The organism is Rhizobium sp. N324, from assembly GCF_001664485.1.
Taxonomy (GTDB): domain Bacteria; phylum Pseudomonadota; class Alphaproteobacteria; order Rhizobiales; family Rhizobiaceae; genus Rhizobium.
In genome coordinates, this window is sequence record NZ_CP013630.1 from 4,121,114 (window position 1) to 4,138,140 (window position 17,027).

A 17,027-nucleotide genomic window follows, 5' to 3' on the forward strand; every position below is an offset into this window, starting at 1 on the left:
AGAGGCGGCGACCTTTGGGACGGGGCGGACGAGGTCTTCTGCGTCTAGGGGAATCGGCGTTTTCGATGGTCATGATACCAGTGGGTAATGGAAGTGCAGACGGATTTTGGCCGCGCAATATGCCAATTGAATGACTTGCGGAACCGAATGGCGATTGAGGCCGCAACCGCATGGCAGGCCGGCGAATGAAGGCTTGTAATTGCCCGCCAACAGTGCGAGCAGACAGCAAAGACCAGAGAAACGGCAGGGTGGCAATGATCATTTCATTCGACATCGGCGGCTCCGCCATCAAGGGCGGCATCGCCCGCTCCGAGACGGACATCATTCCCCTCGGCCGGCGCCCGACGCCGAAGGACGATTTCGCCGCCTTCGTCGACACCCTGCGCGCCACCATCGCCGAAACCGGCGAGAAACCCAGCCGCATCGCGCTCTCCATCGCCGGCGTCGTCGACCCTGATACCCAGCGGCTGATCTGCGCCAACATTCCCTGCATCCATGACCGCGCGTTGGCCGCCGACCTCGAAGCCGAACTCGGTCTGCCGGCACTGATCGCCAACGACGCCGACTGTTTTGCAATGGCAGAAGCCGGCCTTGGCGCCGGCCTTGGCCATCGCATCGTTTTCGGCGCCATCCTCGGCACCGGCGTCGGCGGCGGCCTGATTGCCGATGGCCGCCTCGTCAACGAGGCCGGCGGTTTTGCCGGCGAATGGGGTCATGGCCCGATCATCGCGTCGGCAGCCGGCAATCCGCCGGCCGCCATCCCCGCCTATGCCTGCGGCTGCGGCCAGAAAGGCTGCGTCGATACGGTCGGCGGCGCCCGCGGCTTGGAACGGCTGCACAAGACGCTGCACGATCTCGACCTTTCCAGCGAAGAGATCATCGCGCAATGGCAAGATGGCGATGTGAAGGCAAAACGGACGATCGACGTCTATGTCGATCTCGTCGCCTCGCCGCTGGCGCTGACGATCAACATCACCGGCGCGACAATCGTGCCGGTCGGCGGCGGCCTATCCAATGTCGAGCCGTTGCTTGCCGAACTCGACCACGCCGTGCGCGCCCGCATCCTGCGTAAATTCGACCGGCCGCTGGTGGTGCGCAGCCAATGCCGCATCGAACCAGGTCTGATCGGCGCAGCGCTGCTGGGGCTGAAGGCTGAAGCGGCAGCGGCTTAAAGCACCGGCCACATCCGCACGATCGCTGCGAACCGATCCCAGTCTTTGCGCTCCAGAGGCGTCCATGCGGCTTCGGCAACGGCCGGAAGACGCGGAAAGACCAGCCGGTTGAAATAGGCGCGTGAGATGAAGTTTTCAGTCCAGATGCAGGCCTGGATACCGCGCATCTTCTCTCGCAGCGCCTGCGGCAGCTCGCCCTCGGCCTCGTAAGCATAGCTATGTTCCGGGGCCGAATGGCCTGCCCATGCCGCGCCGGGCTCGGCCCAGGCTTCGGACTGCGCCATGTCGAGATAATAGGCCTGCCCCGGCGTCATCACCACGTCGTAACCCTGCTGCGCCAGCTCGATGCCGACATCGGACTTTTCCCACGCCATCAGCAGCGTGCCGTCGCGATCGACGCCGCCGCCATGCGAGACCTCGTTCCAGCCGGCGAGCTTCCTGCCACGCTCCGACAGCATCGTCTTGATGCGTTTCAGGAAATAGGACTGCAGCTCGGCGGTGCCGGCAAGCTCCTCCCGCTTCATCAGCGCCTGACAGAGCGGCGAAGAAAGCCAGGCGCCCTGCGCCACCTCATCACCGCCGATATGGAGATACGCGCTCGGAAACAGCGCCACGATCTCGTCGAACACCTTGCCGAGAAATTCATAGGTGAATTCGACCGCGGGATTGAGGGCATTGTTGGGATAACCCTGCACCGCGCGATAGCTGTCCGGCGCCTCCTGCCCGTCGACGAGCTCCGGCAGCGAGAGCAAGGCTGCGGTGCTGTGGCCGGGAATGTCGATTTCCGGCACGACCTCGACACCGAGCGAGGCGGCATGCGCAACGATCCGCCTGATATCATCCTGCGTGTAATGGCCGGCGCGTGTTTCCGCCCCGTCACCGAGTTGCGGCACGAGGACCTCATCCGGCCCGCGTCGCGCGCCGATCTCCGTCAGCGCCGGATAGGCCTTGATCTCCAGCCGCCAGGCTTCGTCGTCGGTCAGGTGCCAATGAAAGATATTGAGCTTGTTCCAGGCCAGGATATCGATCAGCCGCAGGACGTCGGCGACCGGATAGAACTGCCGGGATACATCGAGAAGGCAACCGCGCCAGTCATAACGCGGCTGGTCGGCGATCGCGCCGAAACTGGGGAACTTGAAGCGCTCGCCATCGGCGCGGGCGCCATGCAGCAGCTGCGCCAGGCTGATCAGCCCATATTGCCGCCCCGTTTCATCCGCGCTCGACAGCACGACCTCATGCGCAGTGAAACGCAGCTCGTAGGCGAAGGCAGCAATCGACGATTCGGCAGAGAAACGAATACGCCGCCCGCCTTCGACGGCACTCAGCGAAAACGGCGCGTTATCGGCAGGATAAAGCCGCCGGTAGAGTCCAAGAACCAGGGAAAGCGTCTTGATCGCATCTGGCCGCGTTTTCTCGGCCGGATAAAGAACCACCGGCAGATCGCCCGCCTTGAGCCCGAGCGCCAGCGGCCAGGGCAGCAGCGCATAGGGTTCGTCGGCCCGGCCCGGCGGCAGAAGCTGCGGCGCCACACCGCCATCCCGGCCTTCGAGCATCAGATCGCCGAAATCGACCGGAACGTGCCGACCGTCGACAAGCGTCAGATAGGCAGATTTAACGCCTGATGTCACATGTTTCGGCTCTCGGGTCAGTCCCTCGACCGTGAACCGCCAGCGCCCGCCAGGCGCCACGCTCAGCCCCTCTGGCGGCAGGAACTCATGGAGATGCGCGACCTGCCGCTTGAGGCTGCCGCCGTCGCAGACATGCTTATCGGCAACCCGCGTCTCCGACGTGTAGGCGAGCGAGAAGCCGGACAGCGGCTCGGCGGAAAGATTGAAGAGCGTGAAGGTCAAGCGCCCGAAACTGTTTTCGACCGGGCGCCAGCTTGTTTCCAGACGATAATCGGCCATGGTCGCGCCCTCCGCTGGTCTCCTGGCATGCTTTGCAGCTTAGCTTTTTTGAGACGGCAAGGGAATCGGCGCAAACCCGGGCAAAGCCGACGGTGATGGGAACCGGCAGCGACACATTTTGGCGAGAGTCAGTGACTTATAAGGGAAAACGGCGCGGCTTTCGCCGCGCCGTCCTCACTCGGCTGCCAACGCCGGCGGATGTCTGTCATCCGCCTCTTCCTGGATGGCGTCGGCATTCCGGCCTGGCTCGTCCTTTGCCTTCGGCTCCCGGCCGAAGAACAGCGCGTAGCCGGCGGGCAGAACCAGGATGGTCAATACGGTCGCAACCAGGATGCCGCCCATCATCGCGTAGGCGAGCGGACCCCAGAAGACGCCGCGCGAGATCGGGATCAGCGCCAGGACGGCGGTCAGCGCCGTCAGCATGATCGGCCGGAAACGCCGCACGGCAGCACCGACGATCGCCTCCTGCCGGTGCATGCCGGCCTTGATATCCTGGTCGATCTGGTCGACCAGGATGATCGAGTTGCGCATGATGATGCCGAGCAGCGCGATGACGCCGAGGATCGCCACGAAGCCGAAGGGCGCGCCGCTGATCAGCAAGGCGGCCGCAGCACCGATGATGCCGAGCGGGCCGGTCGCCAGCACCAGCATCGCCTTGCCGAAATGCTGCAGCTGCACCATCAGCAGCACGATGATGACGGCGAGCATGATCGGCGCCTTGGCGGCGATCGACATCTGGCTTTCCGCCGCATCCTCGGCGCCGCCCTGGATCTCGACATTATAGCCGGCCGGCAGGCTGTCGCGCATGTCCTTCATGTCGGCATACATCTTCATCACCACGTCGTTCGGCTGCACGCCGTCGGGCAGCGTCGCCCGCACGGTGATGGTCGGCAGCCTGTCGCGCCGCCATTCGATGCCCTGCTCCATGACAGGCATGACCTTGGCGACCTGCGAGACCGGCACGAAACCACCGAAATCCGTCGGCACATAGACCGAGTTGACGGCCGACAGCAGCGAGCGGCTGGCATCCGGCTCGCGGGCGACGATCGAAACCGTCTCCTCGCCGTCGCGGAAATCGTCGAGCGCCGCCCCGGACATGGCGGTCTGCAGCATCTGGCGCACACGCTGCGAGGTGACGCCCAGCGCCCGAGCGCGGTCCTGGTCGATCACCAGCTTCATCGCCGGCACCTGTTCCAGCCAGTCGTCGTGGATGGCGCCGAGCATCGGGTTGGCCGCAAAGCGCGCCTTCACCTGATCGGCGATGGCCCGTACTTCCTGGCGGTCCGGCCCCATGACGCGCATCTGCACCGGCCAGCCTGTGGGTGGGCCGAGGAAGAGGCGGTCGACCTTGCCGCGGATCTCGGGGAAATCTTCCGCAAGGATCGTGCGCAGCTTGACGATCAGCCGTTCGCGCGCCGGTTCGTCATTGGCCATGACGAGAAGCTGAGCGAAGTTCGGGTTGCGCAGCTGCTGGTCGAGCGGCAGGAAGAAGCGCGGTGCGCCTTCGCCGATATAGGTGGCGATGAACTTCTTGTCAGGATCATCCATCATCTTGGCTTCGAGCGCCTTCGCCTGGACCTCAACCTCCTTGATGCTGGTGCCCTCGGGCAGCCAGAGATCGACGAGGATTTCCGGCCGCGACGATTGCGGGAAGAAATTCTGCGGAATGAACTGGAAGGCCCAGAGGCTGGTGACGAAGGTGCCGAGCGTCAAGAGCAGCACGATGACCCGATGGCGAACCGCCCAGCCGACCGTGCCGCGCAGACGCCGATAGAAGCCGGTGTCGAAGGCGTCGTGATGCTCGCCGGCGTGATGGCGCTGCTTGAGGATCATGTAGCCGAGCCATGGCGTGAAATAGACCGCGACGAACCATGAGGTGACGAGCGCAATGCCGACGACATAAAACAGCGAACGCACATATTCGCCGGCCGTCGATGCGGCAAAACCGACCGGAATGAAGCCGGCCGTGGTGATCAGCGTGCCGGTCAGCATCGGGAAGGCGGTCGAGGAATAGGCAAAGCTCGCCGCTTCGATCTTGACCAGCCCCTCCTCCAGCTTTCGCTCCATCATCTCGACAACGATCATCGCGTCGTCGACGAGCAGGCCGAGCGCGATGATCAGGGCGCCGAGCGAAATGCGCTGCAGGTCGATGCCGAGTTCATACATCAGCGCGAAGGTGGCGGCGAGCACCAGCGGAATGGCGATGGCGATGACGAGGCCCGAGCGCCAGCCGATCGACAGGAACGAGACGACGAGCACGATGACGAGGGCTTCGCCGAGCGCGTGCATGAATTCGCTGACCGCATCCGTCACAACGTCGGGCTGGTTGGCGATCTGGTCGACGGCGACGCCGTAAGGCAGCGCCTCCTCGAAGCGCTGATAGGTCGCCTCGACGCCCTTGCCGACATCGGTGACGTTGAAGCCCTTGGCCATCACGACGCCGACCTGGACGCTGTCATGGCCGTTGAAACGGTACTTGCGCTGATAGGGGTCTTCGAGCCCGGAACTGACGGTGGCGATATCGCCGAGGCGCGTCACCTGGCCGCCGGCGCGAAGGCGCAGCTCGCGGATATCGGCCGCCTTCTTCACGTCGCCTTCGACGGAGATGCGCACCGAACGCAGGCCGGTATCGACGGAGCCGGCCGGATCGACATTGTTCTGGCCCTTGATGGCGTTCTGAAGATCTAGGATCGTCAGGCCGCGCTCGGCGAGCGCCTTGGACGAGACGTCGATGTAGATCTTCTCAGGCTGGTCGCCGATGATGACAGCCTTCTCGACACCCGGTGTCGTCAGCAGCATATCGCGCGCCTGGATCGCGAATTTCTTCAGCTCCGGATAGGAATAGCCCTCGCCGCTGATCGAATGCAGCGTGATGAAGGTATCGCCGAATTCGTCGTTGAAATAGGGGCCGAGCAGGCCCTGCGGCAGCTCGCTGGAGATGTCGCCGACCTTCTTGCGCACCTGGTAGAAGGCATCCGCCACGTCTTTCGAATTCGTGTCGCCCTTGACCTGCAGGGTGATGATCGCGCTGCCCGCCCGGGTATAGGATTTGACCCAGTCGATATGCGGCGTTTCCTGCAGCTTGCGCTCGATCTTGTTGACGACCTGGTCTTCCATTTCCTGGATGGAAGCGCCGGGCCAGACCGCCTGGACGACCATGACGCGGAAGGTGAATTCGGGGTCCTCGCGCTGACCCATGCGCATCAGGCCGAGCACGCCGGTGATGATGATCAGCCCGAAGAGGAAGCGGGCGATGCTCGGATGGCCGATCGCCCAGCGCGACAGGTTGAAGGGCCGCTTTTCGGTGGTGTTGGCGTCCATGGTTTTCTTCCCTTTTGCGACGCAATCAGCGGACGGTCTGGTCCGTATCGGCGAGCGCCGACTGCTGGTTGGGCACCTTCACCTTCAGATTTTCGCTCATGAACTGCGTGCCGGCCGCAACGACGAGATCGCCGGTATCGAGGCCCTCGGTCACATGCACGCCGTCGCCGGTGAAATCGGCGACCTTGATGTCGCGGCCATGCACGGTCGCGGTGTCGCGGTCGACGGTCCAGACCATCTGCTTGCCATCCTTTTCAGCAAGCGCACTGAGCGGGATCGAAACGTAGCTGGCGGCGTTGCTGACATCGGCCTCGATCGTCGCCGTCATGCCGAGCAACACGCGCGGATCGTTCGGCAGGCTGACCCGCACCGCGAAGGTGCGCGACTGCTGGTCGGCGCTGCCGGAAACCTCCCGCACCTTGCCGTCGAGCAGCAGCTTATTGTCGGCCCAGAAGCTTGTCCTGACGGTTTTGCCCGGCTTGAATTCGGCAATGTCGTTTTCCGGAACCGCGATCTGCACTTCCTTCTCGCCGTCGACGGCAACGGTGACGACGGCGGCACCGGAACCGACGACCTGACCGGTATCGGCATTGATTGACGTGACGATGCCGTTCTGGCCGGCCTTGAGTTCGGTATAGCTCACCTGGTTCTTCGCCTGATCCAGCGCCGACAGGGCTGCATCGCGCTGCGAAATCGCCTGGTCGTGGCTCAGCGCCGCCTGTTCGAGTTGCGACTTCGGAGCGACGCTCTTGTCGAAAAGCTGCTCGGCGCGTCGATTGGCGAGATCGGCGGTCTCGACGCTTCTTTCGGCCGCGGCAAGATTGGCTTCCGCCGTTTTGACCGCCAGCTGGTAATCGGTGGCGTCGACACGGGCAAGAACGTCGCCCGGCGTCACCCGGTCGCCGATATCGACGAGGCGCTCGGTGATCTTGCCGGCGACCCGAAACCCGAGATTCATCTCCGTGCGTGCCTTGACTGAACCCGAATAGTCGAGCTTGCGGGTGTCGCCGGCCTTGGCGATCTCGACGACCTTTACCGGCCGGATAACCTCCTTGACCTCAGCTTTTTCTTCCGAGCAGGCGGAAAGGCCAATGCCGATGGCGCCGACGAGCGCGAGGCTCAGGGCGGACGGCATGCGATGGCTGAGGGTCTTGAGCGAAAACATCTTCCGCACTCCTGGATCGTTTGGGGGGTCTCGGCGGCGGCTGCCGTCCATTATTTCTTCAGCGCCCTGATCACGTAGTCGATCAGTTCGTCGACGCTCGCGCGGTTGGTTTTGGCAAGACATTGCGCCACCATTTGCGGATGGCAGAGATTGATCGTCGCCGCGCCGAAGCAACGTGACGCGACGACCGGGTCCTGCTCGGCGAATTCGCCGGCAGCGATCCCTTCGGCAATGATTTCGGCGATCAAATCATGGACGCGGTCGATATGTTTTTCGATGACATGCCAGTCGCGCTCGATCGCGACGATGATCATCTCATGCACCTTCATCTCGTCGAGCATCAGATCGAGCGTCAACTGATGCTGGGTCTCGACATAGCGACGCAGCCGCTCAGTGGCGCTGATCGGCTGATGGCGGATGTCGTAGGCGATTTGGTAGGCGGTGGCGAGCATGCGCCCGCAGAGCGCCTGGTGGATTTCCACCTTGGAGGCAAAGAACCGATAGATATTGGCCGGCGACATGCCGAGATCGCGGGCAATGTCGGCCACGGTCGTCTTGCTGTAGCCATAGTGGCGAAACAGCCGCTCGGCGGCATCGAGAATGCGGGTGACATTCTCCTGCCGGGTGACGTCGAGTGTATTTTCCGCGATGTCGTCCATAGTTTCGATGCCCGAATTACGACTGACGAATTTTGAATTTCGTCAGTCGTAAAATATCAGGTGTCATTTGTCAATACTCGAACGGGACAACGGGCGCCGTCAACCGATCGCGCCGATAGACAACCAGGATTTATATGGAGATGATGAACACCCGGTAAAATTGAAAGTGCCGCGTCTCGGAAGCACGCGGCACATCGTCGGCGCAGCGCGGGAATCAGCCGAGCTTGACGTCGAGCGTAATCGGAACGGCGGCAAGCGCCTTGGAAATCGGGCAGCCGGCCTTGGCCTTGTTGGCGAGTTCGGTGAAGGTTGCTTCGTCAGCGCCGGGAATACGGCCAGTGAGCGAAAGATGGATGGCCGTGATGGCAAAGCCGACCTCGACGCTTTCGAGCGTCACTTTGGCCGAGGTTTCCATATGCTCGGCGGTAAAGCCGGCCTCACCGAGAATCAAGGACAGCGCCATGGTGAAGCAGCCGGCATGGGCAGCGCCGATCAGTTCTTCCGGGTTGGTGCCGGGAATGCCTTCGAAGCGGCTGGCAAAGCCGTAGGGATAGTCCTTCAGGGCGCCGCTCTGCGTCGAGATCAGGCCTTTGCCGTCTTTGAGGCCACCGGTCCAATGGGCCGAAGCCGTGCGATTGATCTGCATGCCGTCCTCCTGTTTCGATTGTGCTTTCAGAGCATGATGCCGAAAAGTGTGCGCGGTTTTCGGACAACACCATGCTCCAACTGTTTCCAGGAAGCGGCAGGGCGCCGCTCCATGCCTGCGGGAGATCTGAGAGCCTTCCCGATGGACAATATAATGCTCTATCCCGAGAAGACGACAGGCCTGTAAAAATCGGCGGGAATCGAAGCGCTTTCAGGCGGGATGCTGCAAGACGCTGAGGCCGCCGTCGATCGTCAGGCAGGTGGCATTCATGAACGGGCACTCGTCGGAGATCATGAACACGGCCGCCATGGCGATCTCCTCAGGTGTGGCGATGCGCCCGCCGGGATGCAGCCTCATCGTCTCGGCTTTGGCGTCTTCCGGATCGGGGAAGCCGTTCCAGTAGTCGATGACCTTCTGCGTCGAGACATAGCCCGGCGCCAGCGCATTCACCCGGATATTGCGGGCGGCATATTCGAGACCCAGGGATTTCGTCATCCCCAGCAGCGCATGTTTTGCCAGCGGATAGGGAAATGTGTGCGGGATGACGGTGAAGGCATGTGTCGAAGCGATGTTGAGGATGACCCCGCCGCCCTGTTCGATCAGCCCAGGCAGCACCGCCTTGCAGCAGTTCCACGCACCCTTGAGATTGATGTCGAAGCAGCGGTTCCACACCTCGTCCGTCGTCTCGAGCGGTTCGGAAAAGACGTTGACGCCGGCATTGTTGACGAGCGCGTTCAACTGCCCGATCTCTTCATTCGCCTGCGCGACCAACGTCGTGATCGTTCCGGCATCGGTAATGTCGGCCGGCAAATAACCAAGCCGCCCACCGATGCCTTTGAGCTCTTTGGCCGACTTCGCCAGCAGTGCGGCGTCGCGGTCGACGAGAAAGACGGCGGCATCCTCCCTCAGAAAGGCCTTCGCCATCGCAAGACCGATACCCTGCGCGGCACCTGTTATCAGGATGTGCTTGCCCTGCAGGCGGCTGCCCATCTATCTCCCCTCCGTTTGAGCCGGCAGCCCCGACATCACGATCCTCACCGTACCGGCGAGACTTTCGCCGGGCGCAAGCCGCGCGAGCCCGCCGAAGTCAGGCAGGTGGTGGCCGTTCGGCAGGTGGCTCATCGGCTCGAGGCAGAAGAAGTCGCTCCGATCAAGCGGCATATAGAGCATGAAGCGCTCAAGCGCGCCGTCGGCTTCCAGCGCCGCCTGCATGCCAAGCTCCGGCCAAGCGATGGCGGCCCGCCCGTTCCAGCCCTCGAAGGCATTGTTCATCCATCTCTGCGGCAACAGCTTTTCCGATCTGAAATCGAAATCGTCGGGCACAGGTCCGGCCATGTCGGGCAGATGGTCCGGCCGCTCACTCCAATAACGATCGGCCGCAATCGTCAGTCTCGTCTGTGGCGTCCGTGCGAAGAAGGGATGTTGCCCGAGCCCGAAGGGGAGCGCCGCCTCGCCGCGGTTTTCCACGGACAGCGTCAGCACCAGCACATCGCCGGCGAGACGGATCTCCTGCCGGGTCAGATAGGCATAGGGTGAAACCTTGTCGGCGCTGCGGGAAAAGGAAAACTGCGCGTGTTCTGAACCGGAGTCTTCAAGCTGCCAGAGGCTGAGCCAGCCGTCGCCGTGCCGATAGAGCGGATCTGCGGTATTCGGCTGGAAGGCATAGTCGCGTCCGGCATAGGACATGGTGTTGCCTTCGACGCGGTTGCCGAACGGCACCATCGCAAAATTCGCCATCGCTCCGTCGGGCCCGCCGGCCGCCACGAGAAAGGGGATGCCTCGAAACGTCGCGGCGGTGACCGCGGCACCCCGGGGGCTGACCCGGACGGCGAGAGCGCCGTGCCTCAGCTCGATGTCGCTCACGGCTCGTTCTTGGTTCATCCACGTCGTCCGGCAGCCGAAGATCTCAAATTGTCGAGCAGCACCGCGATCAGCAGGATCAGCCCGCGCACGACATACTGGTAGAATGCCTGGATATTGAGGAGATTCATAACATTTTCGGCAATGCCCATGATCAGCACGCCGACGATGACGCCGCTCATGGCCGCCCGTCCGCCGGCCAGCGAAACGCCGCCGAGAACGCAAGCCGAAATGACCGAAAGTTCAAGTCCCGTCGCCGCATTCGGCTGACCGGAGGTGATGCGCGAGGCAAGCAGGATGCCGGCAATGCCGCAGACGAGGCCCTGCAACGCAAAGATCCAGATGCGCATGTTGACGACGTTGACGCCGGCAAGCCGCGAGGCCTCGGGATTGCCGCCGATCGCCAGCGTGTTCTTGCCGAAGACGGTGCGGTTGAGCACGAAACCGAACAGCAGGAAAAGCATCAGCATGATCCAGATCGGCATCGGCACGGTCAGGAAGCGCGACAGGGCCAGTTGATAGAAGGCAGGATCGTTGATCCCGACGGCGCGGCCATCCGAAGCGATCAGCGCCAGCCCGCGCACGATCTGCATGGTCGCCAGCGTGGTGATCAGCGCGTTGATGCGGAACCGGGCGATGACGATGCCGTTGACGAAGCCGACGACGGCGCCGCACAGCAGGGCCGCGAGCAACCCCAGCGGAATGGAGCCCGTAGCGTTCGAGACCATCACGGCGATCATGCCGGAGAAGGCGACGATCGACCCGACCGAAAGATCGAAATCGCGCGACGCCAGGCAGAACATCATCGTGCAGGCGACGATACCGATGGTGACGACCGACTGCAGCAGCCCCAGCATGTTTCGCTCGGTCAGGAAGTTCGGAACGAAGAGCGAGACGATCACAAAGGCGGCAGCGAAGATCACCACCAGCCCCTGTTCGCCGAGAAGGATTTTTTTCAACGCATTCATCGTCCGTATTCCTGATCTTAAATGGTGCCGGCGGCATTCTTGTCGGGCAGTGCCGCCGTCAGGATCGCGCGCTCGTCGAAATCCTGGCGGGCGACATTGGCCGCCACCCTGCCCTGGCACATCACCATGATGCGATCGCAGATGCCCATCACTTCGGGCAATTCGCTTGATATCACCACGATCGCCATGCCGCCCGCCGCCAGCTCATAGAGGATCTCGTAGATTTCCGATTTCGCCCCGACATCGATGCCGCGCGTCGGCTCGTCGATGACCAGCACCTTGATGCCCTGCTCGGAAAGCCAGCGGCCGAGAATGACCTTCTGCTGGTTGCCGCCGGAGAGATTGATGATGTCCTGCTTGCGCGACGGGGTTCGCACCCGAAGCCGGGCAATGAACCGCTCGGCAAGTGCCGCCTCCCTTTTCGGGCTCAGAATGCCGAAGGGCGAGAAATGCCGGCGCGACGAAATCGCGATATTCTCTTCGATCGATCGACCCTGGACGATGCCGTCGAATTTGCGGTCCTCGGGGCAGAGCACCATGCCGGCATTGATCGCCGCTTTCGGATTGTTCGGCGGGACGGCTACGCCGTCGATGGCGACCTGGCCCTGATGCCTGGCATCGGCGCCGTAGAGCAGCCGCGCCATCTCGCTGCGGCCGGCGCCGATCAGCCCGAAGAAGCCGACAATCTCGCCCCGGCGGACGGAAAAACCGATCGGGTTGCGCAGCTTCGGTCCCGACAGGCCCTTGACCTCCAGCCTGATGCCGCCGAGCGGACGTTCACGCCACCCCCAGACATTGCTGATCTCGCGCCCGACCATTTCCGAGATGATCTGCTCCCGCGTCGTCTCGGCAATATCGGGATGGTGGGCGGCAAGCTTGCCGTCGCGCAGCACCGTCATGCTGTCGCAAAGCCGAAAAATCTCGTCGAGGCGATGCGAGACGTAGAGAATGACCGTGCCATTCGCCCTCAGTCTGTCGATGAGGGAAAACAGGATTTCGCTCTCGCGCGAGGAGAGCGAGGAGGTCGGCTCGTCGAGCGCGATCACCCGCGCGTCGAGCATGACGGCTTTGGCGATCTCGATCATCTGCCGCGCGCCGATCGACAGCGACGCGACCTTGGCCGACGGATCGACATCGATGCCGATTTCCTCGAGCTTCGTCCGCACCGTCTCTATCAGCGTCTTTAAATGGATGACGCCGCCCTTGGCTGGAAAGCGGCCCAGCCAGAGATTCTCGGCGACCGTCAACTCCGGAACGAGCTGCAGTTCCTGATGGATGACGACGATCCCGGCATGAAAGGCGTCACGCACGGAGCCATATTTTTGCTCCTCGCCGTCGATCAGGATGCGGCCGTCATCAGCGGCCTGATCGCCGGAGAGAACGCGGATCAGCGTCGATTTGCCGGCGCCGTTCTCGCCCATCAGGCCATGCACCGCGCCCTTCTCGACGGAGAAGGAAACATCCGCCAGCGCCTGCACGCCGGGATAACCCTTGGAGATATGGTTGAATTCGAGGAAAGCCATCGCCGCTCCGCCGAGAGAACCCGGCAGCTGCAAGCTGCCGGGTATAAGATCATCCCGAACGGACGATCACTCGATGCCGAGATCCTTACGGACCTTGTCGTAGTCGCCGCGCAGCGCCAGCGAACCGGAGGTCAGCGTCAGCTTTTCCGGCGCCTTGTCGTTGGCGATCCAGTCGTACATGTTCATCGCCGTCTCGTAGCCGTGGCGCTTCGGCGAGATGATGACCGTGCCGAAGAAGCCGGTCGCCGCCGGCTTCTTGAACTCGTTGATCGCCGATTCCGCGCCGCCGATGCCGACACCGATGACATTGGCCGCCGGAATGCCGACCGATTCCGAAGCGCGGACAGCGCCGAGAACGGCTTCGTCGTTGAGGCCGAAGGCAACCCAGTATTTGACGTCGGCATGTTTGTTGAGAACGGTGGTTGCGGCATTGAGAGCCGCTTCCGTATCGGTCTTTGCCTGCGGCGCGTCATAGATGTTTTCGGCCGGGAAGCCGGCGGACTTCAGCACCGCGATGGCGCCCTCGACGCGGTCGACGGCGGTGGGCAGCTGATCGTAGGAGACCCGGATCGCGCCGACATTCTTCATGTCCCAGCCGCGCTTCTTGATCTCGTCGACGATCGCCTGGCCGACAGTCTCGCCGATCTTGGTGGCCGAGATGCCCATATGCGGCACCTCTTCCAGTGGTTTGCCGTCGGCGCTGACCAGACGGTCGTCGACCGTCATCAGCTTCAGCTGGTTGGCTTCGGCCTTGGCGACGATGCCGGGACCGAGCTTGACGTCGGGCGTGCAGATGATGAAGCCCTGTGCACCTTGAGCGCCGAGATTGTCGATGGCCGACTGGACCTTCTCGCCGTCTTCGGCGCCGATCTTGACGACCGTAAAGCCTTTTTCCTTAGCGGCCTGGTCGGCGAATTTCCATTCGTCCTGGAACCACGGCTCTTCAGGCTGCTTGACGATGAACCCGATCTTGACGTCTGCGGAAAATGCCGAGCCCGCTGTCAGGATGGCGAAGGTGCCAGCCATGATGGCTGCTTTGAACAAGCGCATGTCTCTCTCCCAAAATCCCAAAAAATCATGCAGCCGCCTCCCGGGCAGCGTCTTTGAATTAAGATAAATCATCATACCAGTCAATTGCCAATGTATGATGATTGCAATAATACGATAAAGGAGAAGCGGGCTGGAGGAAGCGTCGCAAAGCGGATCGAATTCGGATAATGAGGTTCGATTGCCTGGCGCCAGGGATAGAGCGGAGAGGTGAGTTGGAAACAAACGAGCGACAGGGCGGGGCCGAAAGCCCCGGTATCGAGCGCCGCCCGCGTGTACGCCGCAACGTGACAGCGGCGATCGCTCAGGATATCTGCGCGGAGCGTTATCCCTCGGGCTCGCCGCTGCCCCGCGAAAACGATCTCTGCGAACTCTACGGCGTCAGCCGCACCGTCATCCGCGAATCGTTGAAAGTGCTGGAATCCAAGGGGCTCGTCCGCGGCAAGCCGCGCATCGGAACCACCGTCTGCGACAGAGACGATTGGAATATTCTGGATGCAGACGTGCTCGATTGGATAGGTCCTTATATCAAGGACTTCGACCTGCTCGGCTGCATTCTCGAAGCCCGCCGCACCATCGAGCCGGCAGCGGCCGAATATGCCGCCGAGCGCGCCAGCGCCCAGGAGATCGCCGATCTCGACAAGGCCTGGCGGCAGATGCGCGACAGTGCCGGCGACCCGGAAGGCTTCACCGACGCCGATGTCATGTTCCATACGGTGCTGCTCACCGCCAGCCACAACCAGGTCTTCCGCCGCCTGTCGAGCGCCATTCACGCGGCGCTGAAATATGCGCTGCACGCCTCCAACATCGGCGTCGAGAATCGTGAGGATGCGGTGCTCGTCCACGGCCAACTGGTCGAGGCCCTGCGCATGCGCGACAAGGCTGGCGCCCGCGACTGCGCCAACCGCATGCTCGATCTTGCGGTGCGCGATCTCGCCGCCGCCGAAAAGGCGATCGGCAGAACGAAATGATCGATCACCAGCAATCCGCGGCTCGGCCGTCGGTCAAAAACCCGAGAAGAGACTGAAGAACGCGATGAAGATCACCAAACTCACCACCTATATCGTTCCGCCGCGCTGGCTGTTTTTGAAGATCGAGACCGACGAGGGCATTGTGGGCTGGGGCGAACCGGTCGTCGAAGGCCGCGCGCTGACCGTCAAGGCCGCCGTCCACGAACTGGAAGATTATCTGATCGGCAAGGACCCCTTCCTGATCGAGGACCATTGGACGGTGATGTATCGCGGCGGCTTCTATCGCGGTGGTGCTGCCCATATGAGCGCGATCTCCGGCATCGACCAGGCGCTGTGGGACATCAAGGGCAAGGCCCTCGGCCAGCCGATCCATTCCCTGCTCGGCGGCCAGCTGCGCGACCGCATCAAGGTCTATTCCTGGATCGGCGGCGACCGTCCTGCCGATGTCGCCAACAATGCCAGGGAGGTGGTCGCCCGCGGCTTCCAGGCGATCAAGCTCAACGGCTGCGAGGAGATGCAGATCGTCGACACCAATGAGAAGGTGGAGAAGGCAGTCGAAACCATCGCCGCCATCCGCGAGGCGATCGGACCGCATATCGGCATCGGCGTCGATTTCCACGGCCGCGTGCACAAGCCGATGGCCAAGGTGCTCGCCAAGGAACTCGAGCCCTACAAGCTGATGTTCATCGAGGAGCCGGTGCTTTCGGAAAACAAGGAAGCGCTGCGCGATATCGTCAACCATACCTCGACGCCGATCGCACTCGGCGAGCGGCTCTATTCGCGCTGGGACTTCAAGCAGGTGCTTGCTGACGGCTATGTCGATATCATCCAGCCCGATCTTTCGCATGCCGGCGGCATCACCGAATGCCGCAAGATCGCGGCGATGGCCGAAGCCTACGACGTGGCGCTGGCGCCGCATTGCCCGCTCGGCCCGATCGCGCTCGCCGCCTGCCTGCAGGTCGATGCCGTCAGCTACAATGCCTTCATCCAGGAACAGAGCCTCGGCATCCACTACAACACCGGCAACGACATCCTCGACTACATCTCCAACAAGGAGGTGTTCCACTATGCCGATGGTTTCGTCTCGATCCCGCAGGGGCCCGGTCTCGGCATCGAGGTCGACGAGGCCTATGTCATCGAGCGCGCCAAGGAGGGCCACCGCTGGCGCAACCCGATCTGGCGTCATGCCGACGGCAGCTTTGCCGAGTGGTAAAAGCGCACGCCCCGAAAATCGGACCCGATTTTCGGAAAGGATGATACGCAGTTCACAGTGATAGGGGTCGCGCAAGCGGCCCTTTTTTGTTCCTGATGTCGGATATCAGGCATTTCGTCCGTCATAGTGGAAACTCAAAGAGGAGATTCAGCATGGCCAGAGCAATCGCAATCATCGTCGCCCGCATCATTTTCAGCTTCATCTTCTTCATGGCCGCCGGCTTCAAGTTCGCCGATATCGGCGCCACGGCCGGTTACATCACCGCTGCCGGCTTTCCGATGGCGACATTCCTCGCCTGGGTCGCAGCCTTTTTCGAGATCGCGCTGGCGCTCGCCTTTATCTCCGGCGCCTTCTTCACCGAGGCCAGTCTGCTGGCGGGCATCTACGTGGTCTTCCTTGCCTTCGCCTTCCATGGACCGTCCCATTGGCAGCAGAATCAGGCTGAGTTCGGCTTCTTCGTCGATCACTTCACCTTCCTCGCCGGACTGCTCTTTGCCGCCGTCCATGGACCGGAGAAGTGGGCATTGCGGCACAGCTTCCTTGGAAAGCTTTGACGACCCGCCCTCCCTCCGGAA

General features: G+C 62.5%; 14 protein-coding genes. 4 read left to right on the plus strand and 10 right to left on the minus strand.

Annotated elements, in window-relative coordinates; translation table 11 throughout:
* Nucleotides 1–254: 254 nt before the first annotated feature.
* Complete coding sequence (locus AMK05_RS19850) at nt 255–1,172, plus strand: ROK family protein (RefSeq protein ID WP_064840802.1); 918 nt, start codon at nt 255–257, stop codon at nt 1,170–1,172.
* Here AMK05_RS19850 and AMK05_RS19855 read toward each other — a convergent pair.
* From AMK05_RS19855 to AMK05_RS19900, 10 genes are all read right to left on the minus strand, one after another.
* On the minus strand, nt 1,169–3,079 hold the full coding sequence (locus tag AMK05_RS19855; RefSeq protein ID WP_064840803.1) for a beta-N-acetylhexosaminidase: 1,911 nt from the start codon (nt 3,077–3,079) through the stop codon (nt 1,169–1,171). The genes AMK05_RS19850 and AMK05_RS19855 overlap by 4 nt on opposite strands.
* Before the next feature lie 174 nt (nt 3,080–3,253).
* On the minus strand, nt 3,254–6,400 hold the full coding sequence (locus tag AMK05_RS19860) for an efflux RND transporter permease subunit (protein ID WP_064840804.1): 3,147 nt from the start codon (nt 6,398–6,400) through the stop codon (nt 3,254–3,256).
* A 25-nt stretch (nt 6,401–6,425) separates the two neighbouring features.
* Complete coding sequence (locus tag AMK05_RS19865; protein WP_064840805.1) at nt 6,426–7,565, minus strand: efflux RND transporter periplasmic adaptor subunit; 1,140 nt, start codon at nt 7,563–7,565, stop codon at nt 6,426–6,428.
* 50 nt (nt 7,566–7,615) lie between these two features.
* A complete protein-coding gene (locus AMK05_RS19870; protein WP_064840806.1) occupies nt 7,616–8,224 on the minus strand; it encodes a TetR family transcriptional regulator in 609 nt (202 codons plus the stop codon).
* Between the two features lie 214 nt (nt 8,225–8,438).
* Nucleotides 8,439–8,870, minus strand: a complete 432-nt coding sequence (locus tag AMK05_RS19875) for an OsmC family protein (protein ID WP_064840807.1) — start codon at nt 8,868–8,870, stop codon at nt 8,439–8,441.
* Between the two features lie 210 nt (nt 8,871–9,080).
* Nucleotides 9,081–9,860, minus strand: a complete 780-nt coding sequence (locus tag AMK05_RS19880) for an SDR family oxidoreductase (protein ID WP_064840808.1) — start codon at nt 9,858–9,860, stop codon at nt 9,081–9,083.
* Nucleotides 9,861–10,751 carry an aldose 1-epimerase gene (locus AMK05_RS19885; protein ID WP_064840809.1) on the minus strand — a complete coding sequence of 297 codons (891 nt, stop codon included), beginning with the start codon at nt 10,749–10,751 and terminating at the stop codon, nt 9,861–9,863.
* Nucleotides 10,748–11,698 carry an L-arabinose ABC transporter permease AraH gene (gene araH / locus AMK05_RS19890; protein WP_064840810.1) on the minus strand — a complete coding sequence of 317 codons (951 nt, stop codon included), beginning with the start codon at nt 11,696–11,698 and terminating at the stop codon, nt 10,748–10,750. Before araH ends, AMK05_RS19885 begins: the two co-directional genes overlap by 4 nt.
* 17 nt (nt 11,699–11,715) lie before the next feature.
* Nucleotides 11,716–13,221: an L-arabinose ABC transporter ATP-binding protein AraG gene (gene araG, locus AMK05_RS19895; RefSeq protein WP_064840811.1), complete on the minus strand. Its 1,506-nt coding sequence runs from the start codon at nt 13,219–13,221 to the stop codon at nt 11,716–11,718.
* Nucleotides 13,222–13,287: 66 nt separating this feature from the next.
* The gene (locus tag AMK05_RS19900; RefSeq protein ID WP_064840812.1) at nt 13,288–14,271 is read right to left on the minus strand and encodes an arabinose ABC transporter substrate-binding protein; all 984 of its coding nucleotides are present in this window, start codon (nt 14,269–14,271) and stop codon (nt 13,288–13,290) included.
* Between the two features lie 212 nt (nt 14,272–14,483).
* On the opposite strand from AMK05_RS19900, the gene AMK05_RS19905 reads away from it, so the two are divergent.
* The 3 genes from AMK05_RS19905 to AMK05_RS19915 all read left to right on the plus strand — a co-directional run bounded on the left by AMK05_RS19905 (nt 14,484) and on the right by AMK05_RS19915 (nt 17,006).
* Entirely contained in the window at nt 14,484–15,239 is a 756-nt protein-coding gene (locus tag AMK05_RS19905) for a FadR/GntR family transcriptional regulator (RefSeq protein WP_064840813.1), read from the plus strand.
* Between the two features lie 64 nt (nt 15,240–15,303).
* Entirely contained in the window at nt 15,304–16,452 is a 1,149-nt protein-coding gene (gene dgoD, locus AMK05_RS19910; RefSeq protein WP_064840814.1) for a galactonate dehydratase, read from the plus strand.
* A gap of 152 nt (nt 16,453–16,604) precedes the next feature.
* A complete protein-coding gene (locus AMK05_RS19915; protein WP_064840815.1) occupies nt 16,605–17,006 on the plus strand; it encodes a DoxX family protein in 402 nt (133 codons plus the stop codon).
* Nucleotides 17,007–17,027 lie beyond the last annotated feature (21 nt).

Coding starts and splice junctions, on each gene's coding strand:
- AMK05_RS19900 (WP_064840812.1), bottom strand. CDS start 14,271: ATGCGCTTGTTCAAAGCAGCCATCATGGCTGGCACCTTCGCCATCCTG.
- AMK05_RS19850 (WP_064840802.1), top strand. CDS start 255: ATGATCATTTCATTCGACATCGGCGGCTCCGCCATCAAGGGCGGCATC.
- AMK05_RS19880 (WP_064840808.1), bottom strand. CDS start 9,860: ATGGGCAGCCGCCTGCAGGGCAAGCACATCCTGATAACAGGTGCCGCG.
- dgoD (WP_064840814.1), top strand. CDS start 15,304: ATGAAGATCACCAAACTCACCACCTATATCGTTCCGCCGCGCTGGCTG.
- AMK05_RS19885 (WP_064840809.1), bottom strand. CDS start 10,751: ATGAACCAAGAACGAGCCGTGAGCGACATCGAGCTGAGGCACGGCGCT.
- AMK05_RS19855 (WP_064840803.1), bottom strand. CDS start 3,079: ATGGCCGATTATCGTCTGGAAACAAGCTGGCGCCCGGTCGAAAACAGT.
- araG (WP_064840811.1), bottom strand. CDS start 13,221: ATGGCTTTCCTCGAATTCAACCATATCTCCAAGGGTTATCCCGGCGTG.
- AMK05_RS19870 (WP_064840806.1), bottom strand. CDS start 8,224: ATGGACGACATCGCGGAAAATACACTCGACGTCACCCGGCAGGAGAAT.
- araH (WP_064840810.1), bottom strand. CDS start 11,698: ATGAATGCGTTGAAAAAAATCCTTCTCGGCGAACAGGGGCTGGTGGTG.
- AMK05_RS19915 (WP_064840815.1), top strand. CDS start 16,605: ATGGCCAGAGCAATCGCAATCATCGTCGCCCGCATCATTTTCAGCTTC.
- AMK05_RS19860 (WP_064840804.1), bottom strand. CDS start 6,400: ATGGACGCCAACACCACCGAAAAGCGGCCCTTCAACCTGTCGCGCTGG.
- AMK05_RS19875 (WP_064840807.1), bottom strand. CDS start 8,870: ATGCAGATCAATCGCACGGCTTCGGCCCATTGGACCGGTGGCCTCAAA.
- AMK05_RS19865 (WP_064840805.1), bottom strand. CDS start 7,565: ATGTTTTCGCTCAAGACCCTCAGCCATCGCATGCCGTCCGCCCTGAGC.